Below are 19,780 nucleotides of genomic sequence, written 5' to 3'. Positions count from 1 at the left end.
TCAATGCTTGTGCCCTCCCACGGCTTCCAGCGCTGCCTTCAATTGCGACTCCGAGTCTACAAGGAAGTTCGCAGATGTGGCAACCCTATCCCCCTTGTTCAGACCTGACAGCAACTGGAAAAAGCCATCCGCGCGCGGGCCGATCTTGATCTGGATGGGAATGAGCCGACCATCGCCTGCCTCCTTGAACGCATATATCTGTTCGCCCGTGCGCATAATGGCAGCTTCGGGAATTGCCAACATCTCACCTAAGGAGTAGAAAAGTCGAGCGTTGGCGTACATCTCAGGCTTGAGCAGAAGCTCCGGGTTTTCAATGTCCAGACGTGCCTTCACGGTGCGTGTCTGAGCATCGAGTGTCGGCGTAATGAACGTCACCGTGCCTTTGAAAGTCTTGCTTTCCCAGAAGGGAATCGTGACTTCAACCGGCATCCCGACCTTCACGTACGGCAGGTCTGACTGATAGATATCGGCGTCGCCCCACACATGAGTAAGATCGGCGATGACCAGAAGCGAGTCTCCGGGCATGATCTTCTGACCTGCCAGTATGTTTTTTTCGATCACCCACCCGCTGGCGGGCGCATAAAGCGTCAGATTCTTTTCAACCTGACCCGTCTGTTCGAGCCGTTTGATCTGATCGTCGCTGATATCCCAGAGCTGCAACCTCCGTAACGCTGCCTCGAGCAACATGTCCGCACTGCGCAACACATTGTCGTTCGAGCTCCGCGCCAATTCTTTGACGGTCTGAATCGCCAAGAGGTATTCCTGCTGGGCTGAAACCAGTTCTGGACTGTAAATAGCCAGCAATGGTTCACCCTTCCTGACCTCCTGGCCTGTGACGTTGATGAACAGTGTGTCCACCCAGCCCTCGACCTTTGTTGTAACTCTGAACAACCGCGTTTCATCAGCCACGATGCGCGCCGAAGTACGGATGTCACGCGAAAGTTCGCGTTTCTCAATGAAGCCCAGAGTCAACCCCATTCGCTGGCGGGCTGCCGGAGCGATAGAAACTGTCGCGAGACTGCTCACCGTCGATCCTCCCTCGCCCTCCTCGACCTCGAACGGCTCCATGTCCATACCCATTGAATCCTTGCCTGGCTTGTCGCTGATTTCGACGGGGTTCATCGTGGAGCGGTACATGATTTTCTTTTTACTGGTAGTCACGGGCGTGCCCTGTTGCTCCGCGATTGGCACAAGCCGCATGTTGCAGATGGGACAGTCGCCCGGCTTGTCGGAAATGATCACCGGATGCATCGGGCAGTGATACTTTAAAGAGGTCTTTTGCTCCTGACCTCCCTTGAAGACGAAGGGAATAAGGTCCGTTGAATAAAGGGAAAATCCCAGCACGATAACAATAATGGCCAGCACTCCTATGAAAATAATAAATTTTGATCTCTTTGAGACAGTCATTTCTATTCTCCTGATATTTCAGATAATGTTCCTCCAACTGCGAATTCAAGATCGGACAGGTCTTGTTGATATTGAGCGAGGAGGGAATGGTAATCAAGCCAGAATCTGAGGAGAGTTCTCCAGTTGTCGAGAAGGGTCAGAAAATCAATGAGATTGGTTTTATACCCGGCGATGGCTGATTTAAAAGATTGTTCTGCCTGGGGTATGATTCCATCTTTATAGAGTTCAAGCTTTTTGAAACTTGACGACACTCTCAAGTATGAATCGCGCACCTCAAAGAGTACAAGATTCCTTGCTGCCTCGTAGTCTGCCATGCTCGATTTAAGATTATTCTCTGCCTCAATGACACCGTAGGCCTGTTTTTTCCTGTACCAGAGAGGGATATTCAAGCCAACCATGAGGCTCCACCTGTCTCTGCCCATGTTCGTCTGGCCATATGAAAAACCTGTGCTGAAGTCGGGGTAATACTGCTTTTTTGAAAGAGCAAGTGCCAATTTATTCATTTCAATCATATTTTGAAGTGACGTGAGAATCGGCCTTCTCTCAAGTGCAGCCTTCTGAAGAGAATCGATGGAGATTTTCAACTCTTTGTATTCAAAATTGCGAGGCATCCCGATGGGTGCAAGGCTGGGGCGATTCAATAGCCTGTTCAGCTCTGCCCTGGCTGATTCCATTTCCTGTTCCAGAAGGATCAACTCATTGTCAAGATTGATCAGTTCCACAAGAGCTTTCAACACATCTTGCTGAGTCCCTTCACCAACGGAATACTTTGTCCTGGCAATTTCTTCAAGTTCGGTCATGATTTTTTTGTTTTCTCTGTTGATCTGGATGGATTTGTCCGCAAGATAGATCTTATAGTAGGACTTCTTGACTTTTGAAATGATTTCCCTTTCTCTATCATGAAAAATGTCTTTTAACGCTATGGCGCTTTTGGAAGCGATGTCACCCTGAAGGGAGAGTTTTCCTCTGAATGGCATCCTTTGAGTCGCCGTGTACTTTATCTGCATGGCTTCGGAGAGATTGATGGTGTCAATCGGAACAGAATCAACTTCAATTTCAAACATCGGATCTTCAAGGGCTCTGGCCTGGGGTATTCTCGAATTTGCAGCTTCAATTTGCTTTCTTAAAGATTCGAGTTCTGGATTATGTTCAATGGCATACAAGATTAAAGAATCAAGTTCGAGAGTTCCAGAAAAATCCGCTTCCCCCTCTTCCTGTTCCCCGGAATACGAGGGCAATAGTTGCATGAAGATCGCAAGTGGCAGAAATACCATGAAATATCTTTTTATTAGACTCATCTCTCACCCTTCAAATCAGGATTCCAAAAATGGAGTTAACATTGAGCAATGAAAGTGCCAAAAAATCCGGGATCCATTTTACTTTATCCTTGCATCGTAAGTGATCCATCCTCACAAATTATAACTCTTTTATAGAATGTTAGTTATTTCAGAGCAAGATTGTTTCTGGCTGCAAAAGCTCCCCATGGAGAAGTTATCTTTATTTAAATGATTTTAGCGAAGTAAGCCTTTAACCCTGAAGGAAAAATGATAATCGGCTGGTGGCGGAGGCAAAGCAACACCATCCGCCCGAAATGGAAGAGCCCCATCGGGGGATAGGTGTAGCGAGGAATGTGGGACTGATAAATACAGTTAATGTTTGAAAAGAAACACTTGGTGTCTCTTTTAAAACAGGCTTATCCAATCTTGTGCTTCTTCATTCTGTAAAGGAGGGTTTGCCTGCTGATTTTTAAAAAACTTGCCGTTTTGCTCTGATTCCAGCTATTCAATTCAAGAGCCTTTCTTATGACATCTCTTTCAATTTCATCCAGAGCTACTCCTTCTTTTGGGAGGGAGCCTACAATACCTTCCGATTCAACCTTTGGATGCAGCATATTGTCGGGAAGATCTTCAGCCTTGATAGAGTTACCCTGGCTCATGACAACAAGTCTTTCAATGGTGTTCTCAAGCTCACGCACATTGCCAAGCCAATCGTGTTTTTCAAAGTACTTGAAAGTCTCTTTTTCAAGATGGAGGCCTACCTTTCCAAACCTTTCTGAAAATTTTCTCATAAAGTAGTCTGCCAGAAGGGGAATGTCATCCTTTCTCTCTCTTAGAGGAGGGATGTGAAGAGGGACTATGTTGAGTCTATAGTAGAGATCTTCCCTGAATTTATTTTCCGAAACAAGTTTTTCAAGCTTCCTGTTTGTTGCAGAAATGACCCGAACATCTACTTTGATGGGATGAACCCATCCGATTTTATCTATCTCTCCCTCCTGGAGAACTCTTAAAATTTTCGATTGAAGGTGGAGAGGGATTTCTGCAATTTCATCAAGAAATATTGTTCCCCCATCCGCTGCTTCAAACTTTCCCACCTTATCCGACACGGCTCCCGTGAATGCTCCCTTTCTATGCCCGAAGAGCTCGGATTCGAACAGGTGTTCAGGAATGGCACTGCAATTGACTGTTATGAAAGGTTCCTGTGCTCTGGAGCTATTGAAGTGAATCGCTCTGGCAAAGAGTTCCTTACCCGTACCGCTCTCACCAGAAATCAGGACGGAACTATCAACCATGGCGACTCTGGTGATGCTTCTGTACAGGGCTTCCATCGATTGAGATTTTCCAACAATATTTTCAAAAGAGTATCGGTCCTGAACCATTCTCCTGAGGTTTCTGTTCTCTTCCATGAGCCTTCCATACTCAAAAGCCTTTTTCACAATTATGCTGAGCTGGTTTTTCGAGAAAGGTTTTGTGATGAAATCAAAGGCCCCAAGTTTCATGGCTTCTATGGCGGATTCTATGGTTCCATGAGCCGTAATGATGATGACGATGGCATCATAGGAGATGGTCTTAATTCGATTTAGAAGGTCTATGCCATCCATTCCCGGCATTCTTATGTCCGCGATGACGAGATCAAAATTCTCATTCTTAAAGAGATTGAATCCGGTGATCCCATCCGCAGCACTTACGACTTCATACCCATCCTCTGTCAGATTGAACTCCACGATTCTTCTCAGGCTTTCATCATCGTCTATTAGTAGAATCCTCTTCTTCTTCAAGATGCCCCTCCCGGAGTTTCCATGGAAAGCAGAATAGTAAAAATGGCTCCGCCTGAAAGGTCATTTTTTACGCGGATCTCTCCGCCATGATTTGTTATGATCTGAAAAGCTATGGGCAAGCCAAGACCTGTTCCCTCTTTCTTAGTTGTAAAAAATGGGTCGAAGAGTTTTCCCATGTCACTTTCTGAAATGCCCTTCCCCTGATCTCTTATGGAAACAAAAATCTTCTTTTCTAAAATTCCCGTTTCTACCTCTATGGATTTTCCCCCCGGTGTTTCTTCCATGGCATTGATCAGAATGTTCAGAATGGCCTGCCTTATCTGTCCTTCATCAAGAAGCGTGTCAGGGAGCGCTGGATCAAGATTTGATTTTATTGTGATGCCATCCTTTTCAGCCTGTCTTGAGCATATCTCTATCAGTGATTTCACTGTATCGTTCAAATTGCTGACAGACTTTTCAGGCTTGCGCGGTCTGGCAAGTTCAAGGTACCTGTTGACAATACCTGTGAGACGGTTGATCTCCTTTTTGAGAATCTGAACAAATTCATATTTTGGGTTCTCCTCATCAAACTCTTTCTCAAGTATTTCCATGGAGCCGTAGATTCCTGCCAGGGGATTCTTGATCTCATGGGCCATGCCTGCGGACAGCTTGCCGAGGGTCGATAGTCTGTCGAGAAGTCTCAGGCGCTCAAAGGTTTGTTGAAGTTCTTTAAATGCATGATCCCTCTCTTCAGCAGTCCTTATATACCTCTCCCTTTGCCTCTTCTCCCTGTCCGATAGATAGCCAGCAATGGCTCCAATCGTGAAAAACATTACAATTTCAACAATCTGGTTAAACTGGTAGGTCTCCTCATGCTTCCAGTGGATGGTAACATGGGGAATATAGAGAATCGTAATGATGAGGGCTGAGCCCACCCCTCCAAAGAACCCGAACCAGTAGCAGGACAGGATTATTGGAATGTAATAGAGCCTCTGGTATACGTTGTGAAAATATGCCTTTGCAGTGGGGGTGGAATAATGGAGAAATGTGATGAGAATAATTATTGCGATGATAGAACCGATTCTGGCTGCCTTGTTATGTGTTAACCTGCTACTGTTCGTCATTTTTATCAAGATGACTTGAAGGTTTTGTTAATAGAAAGAATTGAAAGGCTAAGCATCGTATGTCATGATTAAATTCTGAAAGAAGCAACAAATCTGGTCAACCCTAGCAGCAATAAGTTTAGCAGCATTTTCATCCTGATGCTATTTCTTTAGTCGAAAAACAAATTTTCTGTTAATGTCATTTACAAAATTTGCATTGACTCAGTAAGTAAATTCAAGTATTATTTTAAAAAAATATACCAATCAAATAACCCTACATTGTGAGGGAGGAGCATATGAAAAAGATTCATAAAATCCTGATACTCTTGGTTGTTCTATCTCTTTTGATTCCAGTCTCTCAATCCACTGCCGGTAAGAAGCCCAAGCCTCCAGGAGATGAACCGAAGCCCTGCAACGGCATTCCTTTTACCGAGGTTCTAAATGAAAATCTCTCGGGCTTTGGTGAACCTGCTCAAGGACTCATCAACAATGAGAAGGAGTGGTGTGAATTCTGGGATAAAGTCTACGCTCTTATCGAGCCCAAACCTCCCTGCGACACGACCCTTATCGATTTTGAAAGAGAGACGGCAGTTTACGTGGCGCTCGGGAGAAGGGCGAACAGTTGCTATGGAGTGGATATAACCTGTGTGACGAAAACCGGACAGAAACTTGAAGTGGATTATGATGAAATCGTCCCGGGGAAGAACTGCTTCTGTCTTGATATGATTGTGACTCCGGTAGAGGCCGTGAAGATTGAAAAATATGAAGGTCCGGCAGAATTTCAGCACCACATAAAAGAGCTGTACTGTCCGTAGAGCACCGATTGCACAACCCTATCGATCTTCCCAAAGAGTTATCGAAGGTCTCTGTGAAAGATGTAGCCGAGGACTTTAGAGATGAGCCTGGCGGCGAGGAAATCCGAGGCAGGGTTTCCTCTCTGCGGACAGAGCTCGACGACGTCAAGGCCAACGATATGAGTTTTCTTGGAGAGTTTTTTCAGAAACTCGAGCGTGTGATGCCAGTGCCCTCCTCCTGGTTCAGGTGTTCCAACGGAGGGCATGATGGAGGGGTCGAAATAATCAAGGTCTATCGTCAGATAGACTTTACCGTAGATTTTCGGAAGGATCTTATCGATCCATCCTTCATCCTGCATGTCCGAAGCAAAGACGATCCAGTTCCTCCCAGGCTCAGTTTGATACATGAACGGATTCTTGCTTTCAGCTCTTCTTGACGATATTTTTATTTTTTGGCTCTCTTCAAACGACATGCTCCTGATGCCGATCTGGACGGCATGGCACATCTCGGTGACGCGCGCCATAGCGCAGGCATGGTTGAACTTCGAGCCGAGGTAGCTATCGCGAAGATCTGCATGTGCATCAAGTTGAACCACGGTCAGATCACAATGCTTGAGTCCGCTCATGAAGGCCGAGACGACAGAAGGAGTGATCGAATGCTCGCCACCGAGGATCGCAGGGAATTTCCCATCATTGAGAAGAGATCTTACCCTGTCCTCGATCAGTTCAAAAGCTGATTTGCAACCTTCCCTCCCCACTCTTCCGCCATGTTTGATAGCTCCCGGCAGGAGGTCCTTCGATTTAAAAGAGAGCGGAGGCAGAGTGTGGATTCCAATTTTGAAGATCTCTGCGCCGATCTCTTCATCGTACAGCTCCATATTCTCCGAGGCTCTAAGGATGGCCTCTGGCCCGTTCCTGGTTCCCTTTCCATAGGTCGTCGTCGCCTCGTATGGTACAGGCAGCACGGCTACACGGGATTGCTCATAACCGCCGATGACGGCTTCCTCACCGCCAAAGACTCTTCTTTTTCTTAACTTGCCAGGATTTTTCATAAGAGCCAATCATTCATTAAAAATATTTCTTCGATGGGATACCGGCTACATATTAAAGGGATATTTCTTCAGCGGGCGCTTTTTCATCCGATTGCCGTAACGGGCAGCGAGGGCAGATGCAATGATCGGAAGAGCTATCGTCGAATCGCAGTTGACGGAAGCCATCATCGCATTTTTAGAGATCTTTCCCCATGATTGGGCCTCCTCGAATGTGCAGCCGCTAAGCCCTCCCCAGTTAGGCGAATCTGCCGTAATCTGGATGGCGTATTTATGCCCCACCTTAACCTTGTCGATCATAGGAGCCGTGACCTCAGTCTGCTGAATGAAATTCTTCGGAGTGCCGCCACTGATGTAGATGACTCCCGTGGTCCTGTTTTTCATGACTATCTCAGCCGTCTCTCGGACATCTCCGACGACGTCGAATTTAAAGAATCCGTCTCTGCCGCTGTCGAAGGCTGCAAGAGCGATCCCGATGGAGGAGTCCCCGATGGCAGGACAGTAAACAGGAATTCCCACCCTGGCTGCCGTCGAAACAATTCCCTCGTTGCCAAATTTTTTGAGGAGCTCTTTGCCAAGCAGGTTGAGAAATTCTCGCGTCGTATAGACCCTCGATCGATCCAGACTCTCTGCAAATCTATAAATGTAGACATCGACCTTCTCGAACTCCTTCTCGCTGGCGAAGGTATCGTAGATGCGGTCAACCCCGTGTTTTAGAAGTTCCAGGTCGTCTGCGTTAGGGCTTCCGATGTAGTGCCTGTAGCCGATCGTCTCGCATGTATCGTGAAAGAGATTGGCACCGGTAGAAACGATGCAATCGATCATCCTGTTCTCTATCAGGTAGGAGACGATCTTCCTCATCCCGGCAGGGACCATTGCTCCCGCAAGCCCGAAGAAGATGAAGGCATCCTCTTCGAGCATGTTCTGCCATACCCTGAAAGCCCGGGAAAGATTTCTTCCCTGAAAGGAGGTCTTCCCCATATCATCAAGGATGGCATCGATCTTCTTTTTCCCATTTACCTCAAATGGTTCAACAGGATTTTTCAGGAATTTGCTCATCGCTGGTTGTCCTTCATGCAATAAGAATGGCTGCGGCAATGACCGTCGTCCATAGCCCCGTCTTATCACCGATGGCAGACTGGGTGATATTCGTGGTCTTGAATATCTCGCTGCTGATCTTCCAGATCTCTTTTTTCTCGTTCCAACTCTTGTCCGGATCGAATTCAACTCCCAGGATAGTAGCCAGCATCGAAGCTGCAAGATCCTCGGCGTAATCGCCAGCGTTCTCCTCGACCTGCCCGTGCGCGTGGTGTTCGGAGAGGTATCCATAGTTGTCTGGATTCTTAGGGAGAGCAACGCCCACGGATGCAGCGATGAGCCGGTGCGGCTCGTTTGTTGAGCATTCACTGATGACGACGTGTGTGATCTGGCCAGGCTTTAGATACTTCATCCCGGAGTTCTTGGAAATAAGCTTACAGTGCGGCGGGAAGATGCTCGATACTCTGACAAGATTCAAATGGGCAATATCTGCCTTCCTCAGAGCCATCTCAAAACTGGCGAGCTTCTCCTTGTGTTTTCCCACTCCCTTTGTAAGAAATAGTTTTGTTGGAACGTACGTCATTTTATCCGTTTTCCCCCTTCATCTTTCCGAACAGTTTGCGTAATAGATTTTTCATCGGTTTTGATTATAGAAAGAATTAGACGCTTGTCAATTCTTATTTGACAGCATATTGAATATTTCATGGTGGGCGGATAAAACAAGAGGGCGAAGCCCCTCCTCCAGTAACTTCGCCCTCCAGGAGCGAGAGCTTTGAACAGGAGCCAGAGCCGATCAAAGCAGATTTAAAAATGAATATGAATCATTCGCTCCCCTCGGCTATTTAGCAAGAGGCAAGCCAGACGCTTCTATCAAAGAAAACAACCCAGCGTGCAGCTTCCTCATTCTGATAGCCTCCGGGTATGTATTAAAATATCAGAGCTTCGCGCAGGGCGCGTCATCCTTTATGACATCCAAGAAAATTCCGCTTGACATCAGGTTTTTTCTACGATTCTTTAAACAAGCTGAGAGAGACTCATATCGTCAATCTAAAGGATATCCTGCAGAAGAGCGGGAAACTGTAAGGAACAGTCTTCCTCTATTGGTGCATCATCTCCTGCCAGGTCTTCCGGGCAAATCCGGCCGGGGGCTGAAATTCTGCTGCGGGGATCGCTTTGCTCTCGGCTTTCACGAGTTCGATCACCGTTACTTCCCCCATCTTCATTACTGTCCTCATGGGAAATCCTTCCGCAACGACCTTCCATGAAGGATCGGAGACTGACAACCCTGTCTTGTTGCCGCATCCGGCAAGCTTTTCGAACTCTGCGGAGAGCTTCTGGAGCTTTTCAGGGTCTATCTCTTTCCATGCGTCGATTCCTTTGGAGATCCAAAGTTCCGAGGTCATTTTGCCATCGACCAAGACATCGTAGCGAATGGCGGTGTATCCTGCGATCGTCTCCTGGTGCCCAGTCCTCCGAAGCTCCGTCTTGGCCTCCGGACAATCCTCCTGCTTCGGCATCTGTGAGCGCATCATCTCTTCCATCATCTTGCGTTGCTCGGGTGGGACCTGTTTCAACGCTTCTTCCATCTGTTTCATCGCGGTGTTCACCGCCCCTTTCATAGTCTGAACGAACTCCTGGATGGTGGACGTGATGTAAGACCTGTCTCCATAGTTTATCTGCGTGATCATCTGTGCGCTCAGATCCATGATGAATGCGGAGACCGGTTTCCCGGCCTGAAAGACCGTGGTCTTCATCTGGTTTGTCTAAAGCATCATTTGATGACTGTTACCTGCATCTCCTCCTTTTTCATCTCCCTTCACGGCCTGGTCGATGACCCATCCCGCCGATGCCTGCCCGATCCATGTCAATATAAATGCGATCATCAATGCTGTGATCAAATTGCGTTTCATCATCTTCGATTTTCCTGTGCTTATTTTTTCGGGAAAATCCGTTCGATATGCGTGCGCAGATCGCCGGTTCCCATGAACGTTACTTTCATGTTTGCATGGATCCGTGTGTATGTATGAAGCACATCTTGGCAAACGACCCAGTTCGGCCCGTCGGGATACTGGTTTCGAAAAACTTTCAGATTCGTTGGATCGAAATTCTCGGCTTTCCACTTGCACTCAATCGCTATCGGTTTCCTACCTCGGGGAATGAGAATGAAGTCAATCTCGTGGCCTTGTTTATCGCGCCAGTAATGGACAATGGGGGCTTGCAGGTGGCTTTGCATTTCATTGAGCACCCAGTGCTCCCAAAGCAAACCGAAGTCATCGTCTCTCAGGTGATGCCATCCGCGGTAATAACAGACGAAGCCTGTATCAAAAGCATATGTTTTAGGAGCGGCGATGATCTCGACGGAGCGGCGGGTTGAAAATGGGCGGATGACGTGGATGATCCAGGTAGCTTCAAGAACCGAAAGGTAATTGCTGATGGTTCCGCGACTTACCTCACAAGGCTTTGCGAAGCGGTTCGCTTCGAACAGACCGCCGCTCTGAGCAAAGAGCATCTCCATGTATTTCTGAAAAGAGTGTCGTCGTTCCAGTCTGAAGAGTTCCTGGATGTCTCGCGCCCAGTATGAATCGATCCAATCCTGGAAGTCTCTCTCAGGAAGATGAGGGCTCATGAAGAATGGGGGAAGCCCTCCTCTGAGGAAACGATGTGCAAGGTCGTGATTGCCGAAATCCGTCAGATCGGATGAATTCATGGGAGTAAGCCAGATGTCGGTTTTTCTTCCCGACAGAGTGTCGCGAAAGCGTGTAGAAGCCTGGAGAGTGGAAGATCCTGTTGCGATGAGCTTTACTGACGGGAAATGATCGGCAGCGATCTTCAGAAGCTCGGATGGATTGGAAAGACGATGAATTTCATCCAAGACGACCTTCTTTTTCCCGAGAGTGGCAAGGAATCCCTCAGGATCTTCCATCTGCTTTCGCACCCGCGGTAGTTCACAGTCGAAGTATTCGATGTTCTGAATGCTCTTGCAGAGAAAGGTTTTCCCGACCCGTCGTACTCCGGAGAGCCAGACGACGGATTTCCTCTTCCATGCAGATTCTATCAGATTGAGCCAGTACGTTCGTGGTACCATATGCCAACATATTAGCATATAGTAATACTATATGCAAAACTATTCGCATATAGTATGTAGCGAGAGCCGAGCATTATCGTTACATATCCCTGAAAAGAGTCAAGTCGTGATTCGTTACTATGGGTTATGCTGATCTCAGCATAATCCATGATTGAGAATCATGGCCTGACCCTTGCTTGGGATATGTGAAACGTCACAATGTGCAAAAACCAAGCTCTTATCCTATGAAAGTGATTCGCAGGGGACCACTTGACGAAATGGAGAAGCGGTTGTATATTTAAACAACTATTTAGTTAAACTAACTGGTTATTTAATGGAGCCGGGATATGGAAAGAAAGAGAGCGGAAAAACAACCCGAAGGAAAATCGGTCACGCAGCGGATCATTACAGCGGCTTCGGAGGTTTTCGCCGAGGAGGGGTTCGCGGGAGCCCGGGTTGATGAGATTGCCCGCCGCGCCCGTATCAACAAGGCGATGCTCTACTACCACTTCGGCGATAAGGCTTCACTGTATGCGGCCGTCATTCTTAGCGTGATCCACGGGACCTGGGAACGTATCGGAGACAGCATCGAAGCGGCAAGCAGCAGCGAAGATAAGTTGAGGACTCTGATCACCGGAATAGCCCAGGCAGCAACGGCTTCCCCCCACTACCCTCGCCTTATTCTTCGCGAACTGGCGACCGGCGCCATCAACCTGCCAGAGCCTGTCCTCAAAGAATGGACTGGGATCTTTCAGAAGGTGCGAGCCCTCCTTGAGGAAGGACAACGAGAGAGACGATTCCGGCCGGTAGATCCACTGATGACTCATTTAAGCATCATCGGCAGCATCATCGTCATGGCTGCAACCGAGCCGGTCCGTGAACGGATCAAGGCGAGCGGCAGCCCGGGAATACGGACCGTCAAGTTTACCAGGAGCATCGGAGAGCATGTTGCGGACATCATCTTGAATGGCATAAAGACAGAATCCCATAAATCGCACTCACTGCGGAGGATTTGAAATGAGAAGAATCATCATCGCTGGCGTCATCATCGCTGCAGTGCTAGCCGCAGGCATCGTCTATTACACAACTCGCAATGACAAGGTCAGCGGCGCACTGCGTGTGTCTGGAAACATCGAGTTGACGGAAGTGGAGCTCAGCTTCAAGACTGGCGGCTTGCTTATGGAGAGGCTCGTCGAAGAAGGTCAGGATGTGAAGAAAGGCCAGATCATCGCCCGTCTTGATAGCGTTGAGATTGCAAGAGAAGTGGAACGCCAGATGGCTCTCGTTGCCGCGGCGCGTGCCACACTTGCCGAACTCGAAAGAGGATTCAGACCTGAAGAGATCAAGGAAGGAGAAGCTGCCGTGATCAGCGCAAAGGCCGATCTGGAAAGGATCAGATCCGATTTCGATAGGCAGCAGAAGCTTTTCGCCAGAGAGGTCATTTCGGCAATGGAGTTCGAAGCGGCCCGCGCAGCGCATGACATGGCAGAGGCACGGTTGAAGCAGGCAGAAGAGCGACTTGCCCTCCTGAGAGAGGGACCTCGCATCGAGAGAATTGAAGTGGCGCGCGCCACACTCAAGCAGGCAGAAGCGACACTCGGCATCGCCCAGCGCCAGATGGAAAACACGACCATCCTCTCCCCCATCGACGGGATCATCCTCTCCAAGAACGCAGAAGCGGGGGAATTCGTTGCACCCGGGACACCGGTAGTCACCGTGGGCGACATCTCTCATGTCTGGCTGCGCGCTTACGTGGACGAAACCGACCTCGGCCGCGTGAAGATCGGTCAAAAAGTGAAGGTAACAGCCGATACTTACCCCGGGAAAGTATATCAGGGGCATGTCTCTTTCATCGCTTCGGAATCGGAGTTCACGCCAAAGAGCGTTCAGACACAGAAGGAAAGGGTCAAGCTGGTCTATCGCATCAAGGTGGAGATTCCCAATCTGGACCGTGAGCTAAAGCCGGGTATGCCCGCCGACGCAGAGATATTGCTGCAGGACTGAACGGCTTTATTCCAAGGGATAAATGAATGAAGGGATAGGAGTTATGAAAGACGAGATGGAATCGGCCATAAAAGCCGTGGAGCTCACGAAGCGTTTCGGTGAGTTCACGGCCGTTGATGCACTATCACTCGATGTCAGGGAGGGCGAGATCTTCGGCATGGTCGGCCCCGATGGAGCCGGAAAGACGACTATAATGCGCCTCCTCACAGGTATCGTGGAACCTACCTCCGGTGATGCATGGGTGAATGGCAGGCACATCGTCCGTGAGGCAGAAAAGATCAAAAAACAGATCGGTTACATGAGCCAGAGGTTCGGATTGTACGCCGATCTCACGGTGATGGAGAACATCCTCTTCTACGCTGACATTTACGGTGTTCCAAGGAAGGGACGCGAGGAAAGGATCAACCGTCTCCTCTCATTCAGCAATCTAACCCCCTTCAAGAAGCGCCTATCAGGGGATCTCTCCGGCGGAATGAAACAGAAACTGGGGCTGGCTTGTGCCCTCATCCATACACCCCGCGTGCTCTTCCTTGATGAACCGACAAACGGGGTCGATCCGGTATCGCGCCGGGATTTCTGGCGAATCCTCTATCAGCTCCTCAAGGAAGGGGTGACAATCTTCGTTTCCACTGCCTATCTGGATGAAGCTGAGCGTTGCAGCCGTGTGGCATTAATGCACAAGGGTAAATTCCTCGCGTGCGACATTCCCTCGCGGGTCAAAGAACTGATGCACGGCCAGATCCTGGAGATCCAGTCGGATCGCGCAAGAGAGGCGACCTCACTTCTGCGCCGCGAGTTGAAGGCGGAGTCGGTGGGGCTCTTCGGCGATCGGATCCACATCGCAACACTCACCCCCGGGCAGACGGCCGATTCAATCGCTAGCAGCTTCAGGACATCGGGTTTCAAACTCCTGAGCATTCGCGTCGTCGCCCCCTCGCTGGAAGACGTCTTCATCTCAGTCCTCGGGAGAAGCAACTAATGATGCAGGAATACATGGTCACGATAAGGAATCTCGAGAAACGTTTCGGTGATTTCATCGCCGTCAACCGGATCTGCCTGGACGTGAGAAAAGGTGAAATATTCGGCTTCCTCGGGCCCAATGGCGCGGGCAAATCGACTACTATCCGGATGCTCTGCGGGCTCCTGGAACCCTCATCAGGAACTGGAACTGTTGCCGGGTTCGATGTGGCCACACAGCCGGAAGCCATCAAGTCTCACATCGGTTACATGAGCCAGAAGTTCTCCCTTTACGAAGACCTGACGGTCGAACAGAACATCAATTTTTACAGCGGCATCTACCGAATCCCAAGGGACAAGAAGGAGAAACGCAAGGAATGGGTCCTCTCAATGGCAGGACTGAAGGAGCATCGCAAAACACAAACGCGCTTCTTACCCGGGGGGTGGAAGCAGCGTCTATCGCTGGGTTGTGCCGTTCTTCATGAACCGCCCATTCTATTCCTGGACGAGCCGACATCAGGAGTGGACCCGCTGAGCCGCAGGAGCTTCTGGGACCTGATCTACGAGATGGCGGGACGCGACGTTACAGTCTTCGTCACAACACACTACATGGAAGAGGCTGAGTACTGCGACCGTCTTGGGCTCATCTATCGAGGCGAGCTGGTTGCCGTCGGAACTCCTGCAGAGCTGAAGTCGCGGTTGATACAGGAGGTAGTGGAAGTTCTCTGCAGCGAACCCCAGGAGGCGATGGACCATCTTGCCAGAATCTCCGGCGTCAAAGAGGTTGCCCTCTTCGGAAAAGGACTTCACGTTGTCGTGAGCGATGCTGCTCTGGTGATTTCCGCCATGGAAAAAAGGTTAACTGATCATGGCTTTGCCATCGAAAAGGTGGAGAAGATCGTTCCCTCTCTGGAAGACGTCTTCGTCTCACTCATCGAAGCCCGCGACAGGGAACAGGAGGAGGTGAAACGGTGAATTTGCTGCGCCTCTGGGCAGTCGTTAGAAAGGAGTTCATCCACGTCATGAGGGATCCGCGCGCCCTATGGATCGGAATTGCAATCCCTGTGATTCTTCTGATGCTTTTTGGTTACGCACTTACACTCGACGTGGACGACGTTCCCTTCATAGTATGGGACCAGAGTGGGACTCCGGAGAGCCGCGATTACATCAGCCATTTTTCTGCTTCTCCTTACTTCCAGTTGATCGGTACGACCGACAATTACCGGGAGATCGAAAGGGCGATCGATAGCCGTTGTGCTTACATCGCGCTCGTGATCCCTTCGAACTTTGCCCGCAACATCCTGGGAGGGAAAAAAGTGGAAGTCCAGCTTATTGCCGACGGGAGCGACGCGAACACGGCCAACATCGTCATCGGGTATGCTGAAGGCATTACGTGGACATACTCTCAGGAGATCATACTTCAACAGATCAGGCAGCTCGGAGGAAGGAAGATCGAGATGCCGATGGATGTGCGTCCTCGCGTATGGTTCAACACGGAGATGGAATCAAGGCATTTCATCGTCCCCGGCCTGATTGCAGTCATCATGATGATCATCGCCGCTCTCCTTACCTCTCTCACGGTGGCAAGAGAATGGGAGACCGGGACGATGGAACAGGTCATCTCCACCCCTCTGAAAGCAGTAGAACTCGTTCTGGGCAAGCTCGTCCCGTATTTCCTGATCGGGATGTTCGATTTGCTTCTCAGCGTTCTCATGGGGAAGTATCTCTTCGGCGTTCCCTTAAGAGGAAATGTCGCTCTGCTTTTTATAATGTCTTCCGCATTTCTCATCGGGGCACTTAGCCTAGGAATCCTCATCAGCATAGCAGCAAAAACGCAGCTTCTCGCTAGCCAGCTTGCCTTTCTGGTGACCTTCCTTCCCGCCTTCCTCCTCTCCGGCTTCATGTTCGATATTGCCAACATGCCCCTGGTCCTTCAGCTCATAACCTATCTCGTGCCGGCCCGTTACTACGTCACGCTTCTGCGCGGCCTCTACCTCAAGGGGGTGGGAATCGAGGTCCTCGCCATCGAGGGAATCTTTCTGGTCGCCTTCGCGTTGCTTGTGCTTTTCGTGGCTCTCATCAGATTCAAGAAGAAGATGGAGTGATGTCTTATGTTCGAACGTCTCAAGCACATGCTCATCAAGGAGTTCATTCAGGTCTTCCGGGACCCTAGGATGAGGACTGTTATCTTCATAGCCCCGCTCATCCAGATCATTATCTTCGGCTACGTCGTTACCACCGACGTCAAAAACATCCGCACGGCCATTTACGACCCGGACAACAGTTACGAGAGCCGGGAAGTCATCGCGAGATTCGTTGCCTCGGATTATTTCAAAATCGTTGAGTACGTCAGCAACGATGATCAGGTAAAGGACCTTCTGGATCATGGCCGCGTCTGCCTGGTCTTGAAGTTCAACAAAGGGTTCGGCGAAATCATGAGATCGGGCCGGAGCGCTCCCCTGCAGCTTCTTCTGGATGGGACCGACTCCAACTCCACCAGCATCGTACTCAAGTATACGGCCAGGATCACGGAAGGTTTGGTCAGGGATCCTGTCATCAAAGCTCCCAGCGGCAGTGTGAGGCCAGGTTATGTGGCGCTTGTGAGTCGCGCCTGGTTCAATGAGAATCTTGAAAGCCGGAATTTCTACGTTCCGGGAGTCATCGCTCTCCTTCTTGCCGTTATCACATTGACCCTTTCCTCAATGGCCGTCGTGCGCGAGAAAGAGATCGGAACCATCGAGCAGGTGATGGTGACGCCGATCAGGCGGGTTGAGTTCATCCTCGGAAAGACAATCCCCTTCATGCTCATCGGGATCTTCGACGTCATACTCATCAGCCTCCTGGCGGTTTACTGGTTCGAAGTCCCGATCCGCGGCAGCAGGCTCCTGCTCTTTCTCTCAACGCTTCTATACCTGGTCAGCATGTTGAGCATCGGCATCCTTATCTCCACCATCTGCCGGACTCAGCAACAGGCAATGCTTACAGGCTTCTTCTTCATCCAGCCTGCCCTGCTTCTCTCCGGGTTCCTCTACCCCATCGCCAACATGCCCATCGTGGTTCAGTGGATCACATATCTGGATCCGATCCGATATTTCCTCGTCATCATACGCGGAGTTTTCCTCAAAGGGATAGGGTTCGATCTTCTCTGGCCTCAGATGCTGGGGCTCTTTCTTCTAGCTCTTCTCTCGCTTGGCCTTGCGGCTCTCCGCTTCAAGAAAACTATGGTTTAGGGAGATAAAATCATGCGTATCCACCGAGCCTTTCAAAAAACAAACCGGTATTGCTGTTTATTGCTGCTCATCGGCTCATTCCTGTCGGCCTATGCATCAGAACAGACGAGTAATACATTGACTCTCGAAGCGTGCGTGGATGTGGCGCTGGACAAGAACCCTTATTACAGGGCCATTCTTGAAGGTATCATAGCAGCCGGCGAGGCGGCTCAAGCAGCAAAAGCAGCCTATTACCCTGAAGTTTCATTCCAGACAGGCTACAGGAAATTTGAAACTCACGCCTTCTTGCCCGAAGGCCTTTCCTTCCCGGGTCTCACTACCGTCGTCGGCCCCATTGATTCTTACAGTTTAACCGTGAATGCCGGATACACCCTGTATGACAGCGGGCTGAGGAACGCTCAGCACCAAGCCAGTCTTGCCAGCAAGGCCGCTGTAGAAGAGTATGCTTCAAGAAGCCACGACGAGGTCATCTTTGCCGTTCATCAGTCTTACTACTCTTTGCTTGCGGCACAGGAAGGGCTGTCCGTGGCAAGGAAGAACCTTCGTAGAAGCGAGGAACACCTCCGCCTTGCGGAGACGCGCAAGAGCGTGGGCGCCGTCCCGCTTGCCGACGTCCTTAGAGCGAAGGTGGAAGTATCCAATGCAAAGCTTTCCGTCGTGCAGGCCGAGTCCAACGTCAGAGTGGCTCAGGGGAATCTGAACGCCTCAATGGGGCTGCCGATCGAGACGGTGCTATCTCCCACCCCGCTTGATCTGAAGATCGAACCTTTTACGCTCACAGACATTTCCAAGGCTCTGGATCATGCCATAAACTCGCGCGCAGACCTCAAAGGATCACTCAAACAGATTGAAGCACGCAGAGCACAGGTAGCCGCAGCGAGAAGTTTCTTTGGTCCCAGGGTGATGGCACAGGCAAGCTACGGGCGTCTCGATAGCGATTTCTTCCCGCAGGATAAGGACTGGGCTGTCGGGTTGGTGATGCAGATTCCTCTTTTCAGTTATTCAAGGACTCATAATCTTGCAAAGACAAGGTCCGAGCTGACCCAGGAAGAGCTCAAACACGAGTCACTTGCCCTGTCCATCAAGCAGGAAGTCTGGACTAATGTTTCTAGGATGCAGGAAGCGTGGGAATCGATCCGTATGGCGGAGACTCTCCGCCAAGACGCCACGGAAAGTCTTCGACTTGCGAATGAGAGATACGCAGCGGGTGCGGGCACCATCACCGACCTCCTCGATGCAGAGACGAATCTCGCACGCGCTGAACTCACATACGTCCAGGCGGTATACAACTATCGCACCGCCATCTCGCGCCTCAGAAAGTCTATGGGGGATCTATGAAAGCTACATTTTTCAGATAGAATCCTATAAAATGAGTTTTCGGAATACTCCTGTCGTGAAGATAATATCCTGAGCGAGAGGGTGGTAGAGATGGCAAGGATTCTGGTTGTCGACGATGAAAAGGATATCGTCGAGCTTGTGAAATACAACCTCGAAAAGGAGGGTCTCCAGGTTTCAACCGCTTCCAACGGATTTGATGCTCTGAACGTCATCCACAAATCTACCCCTGATCTTATTCTCCTCGACATCATGATGCCCCAATTAGATGGTCTGGAGGTCTGCCGGCGACTTAAGAAGGACGACTCCCTGAGAGATATCCCCATCATCTTCCTGACTGCAAAGAGCGAAGAGGTGGATAAGGTCCTTGGTCTGGAAATGGGTGGAGATGACTACATCACAAAACCATTCAGCATCCGGGAACTCATCGCCAGGGTCAAAGCTGTCATCCGGAGGAAAGAGAAAGTCACTCCTGCAGAGAGAAGAAAGTTTGGAGAGATCCTAGTCGATTTCGCCAGGTATGAAGTCATGCTGAAAGGGAAGCCTGTTCCCCTGACGGCGAAAGAGTTTGCCCTGCTCAAGGCACTCATACAGGCTGGAGGCAGGGTCCTGACGAGAGAGAAGCTCCTCATCGACGTCTGGGGAATGGACTATCCAGGCGAAACGAGAACGGTGGATGTCCATATCAGGAAATTGAGAGAGAAGCTCGGCGAGACGAAAAGAATACAGACAGTCAAAGGGGCAGGCTATAAGTTTCTGGTCGAT

At 49.8% G+C, this 19,780-nt stretch carries 19 protein-coding genes; 9 read left to right on the top strand and 10 right to left on the bottom strand.

Translation table 11 applies throughout. The features are described from left to right. The 4 genes from AB1756_07070 to AB1756_07055 all read right to left on the bottom strand — a co-directional run bounded on the left by AB1756_07070 (position 1) and on the right by AB1756_07055 (position 5,565). A complete protein-coding gene (locus AB1756_07070; protein MEW5807089.1) occupies positions 1-1,407 on the bottom strand; it encodes an efflux RND transporter periplasmic adaptor subunit in 1,407 nt (468 codons plus the stop codon). A gap of 2 nt (positions 1,408-1,409) precedes the next feature. Next, a complete protein-coding gene (locus AB1756_07065; GenBank protein MEW5807088.1) occupies positions 1,410-2,705 on the bottom strand; it encodes a TolC family protein in 1,296 nt (431 codons plus the stop codon). A gap of 395 nt (positions 2,706-3,100) precedes the next feature. Continuing rightward, complete coding sequence (locus tag AB1756_07060) at positions 3,101-4,462, bottom strand: sigma-54 dependent transcriptional regulator (protein MEW5807087.1); 1,362 nt, start codon at positions 4,460-4,462, stop codon at positions 3,101-3,103. After that, positions 4,459-5,565 (bottom strand): ATP-binding protein, encoded by a 1,107-nt coding sequence (locus tag AB1756_07055; protein ID MEW5807086.1) that lies wholly within the window; start codon positions 5,563-5,565, stop codon positions 4,459-4,461. Before AB1756_07055 ends, AB1756_07060 begins: the two co-directional genes overlap by 4 nt. A 275-nt stretch (positions 5,566-5,840) precedes the next feature. Here AB1756_07055 and AB1756_07050 point away from each other — a divergent pair, with 275 nt between their 5' ends. Continuing rightward, positions 5,841-6,359 (top strand): protease complex subunit PrcB family protein, encoded by a 519-nt coding sequence (locus AB1756_07050; GenBank protein MEW5807085.1) that lies wholly within the window; start codon positions 5,841-5,843, stop codon positions 6,357-6,359. 38 nt (positions 6,360-6,397) lie between these two features. Here the strand turns inward: AB1756_07050 and speB are convergent, their stop codons facing one another. The 6 genes from speB to AB1756_07020 form a co-directional block, all read right to left on the bottom strand. Then, entirely contained in the window at positions 6,398-7,390 is a 993-nt protein-coding gene (gene speB / locus AB1756_07045) for an agmatinase (GenBank protein MEW5807084.1), read from the bottom strand. Positions 7,391-7,435: 45 nt separating this feature from the next. Next, a complete protein-coding gene (locus tag AB1756_07040; protein ID MEW5807083.1) occupies positions 7,436-8,446 on the bottom strand; it encodes a deoxyhypusine synthase in 1,011 nt (336 codons plus the stop codon). A 13-nt stretch (positions 8,447-8,459) separates the two neighbouring features. Continuing rightward, on the bottom strand, positions 8,460-9,008 hold the full coding sequence (locus tag AB1756_07035; GenBank protein MEW5807082.1) for an arginine decarboxylase, pyruvoyl-dependent: 549 nt from the start codon (positions 9,006-9,008) through the stop codon (positions 8,460-8,462). A gap of 514 nt (positions 9,009-9,522) precedes the next feature. Beyond that, the gene (locus tag AB1756_07030; protein MEW5807081.1) at positions 9,523-10,179 is read right to left on the bottom strand and encodes a DUF4412 domain-containing protein; all 657 of its coding nucleotides are present in this window, start codon (positions 10,177-10,179) and stop codon (positions 9,523-9,525) included. A 9-nt stretch (positions 10,180-10,188) separates the two neighbouring features. Further along, positions 10,189-10,338 (bottom strand): hypothetical protein, encoded by a 150-nt coding sequence (locus AB1756_07025; protein MEW5807080.1) that lies wholly within the window; start codon positions 10,336-10,338, stop codon positions 10,189-10,191. A gap of 17 nt (positions 10,339-10,355) precedes the next feature. Next, positions 10,356-11,510 (bottom strand): ATP-binding protein, encoded by a 1,155-nt coding sequence (locus AB1756_07020; GenBank protein MEW5807079.1) that lies wholly within the window; start codon positions 11,508-11,510, stop codon positions 10,356-10,358. A gap of 326 nt (positions 11,511-11,836) precedes the next feature. On the opposite strand from AB1756_07020, the gene AB1756_07015 reads away from it, so the two are divergent. The 8 genes from AB1756_07015 to AB1756_06980 form a co-directional block, all read left to right on the top strand. Next, complete coding sequence (locus AB1756_07015; GenBank protein MEW5807078.1) at positions 11,837-12,505, top strand: TetR/AcrR family transcriptional regulator; 669 nt, start codon at positions 11,837-11,839, stop codon at positions 12,503-12,505. 1 nt (position 12,506) lies between these two features. Then, a complete protein-coding gene (locus tag AB1756_07010) occupies positions 12,507-13,493 on the top strand; it encodes an efflux RND transporter periplasmic adaptor subunit (protein ID MEW5807077.1) in 987 nt (328 codons plus the stop codon). Between the two features lie 43 nt (positions 13,494-13,536). After that, positions 13,537-14,472, top strand: coding sequence for an ABC transporter ATP-binding protein (locus AB1756_07005; protein ID MEW5807076.1), 936 nt, complete (start codon positions 13,537-13,539; stop codon positions 14,470-14,472). A 2-nt stretch (positions 14,473-14,474) separates the two neighbouring features. Then, a complete protein-coding gene (locus AB1756_07000; GenBank protein MEW5807075.1) occupies positions 14,475-15,425 on the top strand; it encodes an ABC transporter ATP-binding protein in 951 nt (316 codons plus the stop codon). Beyond that, positions 15,422-16,555, top strand: coding sequence for an ABC transporter permease (locus AB1756_06995; GenBank protein ID MEW5807074.1), 1,134 nt, complete (start codon positions 15,422-15,424; stop codon positions 16,553-16,555). Before AB1756_07000 ends, AB1756_06995 begins: the two co-directional genes overlap by 4 nt. Before the next feature lie 6 nt (positions 16,556-16,561). Continuing rightward, positions 16,562-17,680 carry an ABC transporter permease gene (locus AB1756_06990; GenBank protein ID MEW5807073.1) on the top strand — a complete coding sequence of 373 codons (1,119 nt, stop codon included), beginning with the start codon at positions 16,562-16,564 and terminating at the stop codon, positions 17,678-17,680. A gap of 12 nt (positions 17,681-17,692) precedes the next feature. Next, positions 17,693-19,018, top strand: coding sequence for a TolC family protein (locus AB1756_06985; GenBank protein ID MEW5807072.1), 1,326 nt, complete (start codon positions 17,693-17,695; stop codon positions 19,016-19,018). A gap of 90 nt (positions 19,019-19,108) precedes the next feature. Continuing rightward, positions 19,109-19,780 (top strand): response regulator transcription factor (locus tag AB1756_06980; GenBank protein ID MEW5807071.1); only part of this gene is annotated, 672 nt, incomplete at its 3' end.

The organism is Acidobacteriota bacterium, from assembly GCA_040752675.1.
Lineage (GTDB): Bacteria > Acidobacteriota > Polarisedimenticolia > JBFMGF01 > JBFMGF01 > JBFMGF01.
This window is presented reverse-complemented; position numbering and strand designations above follow the sequence as displayed.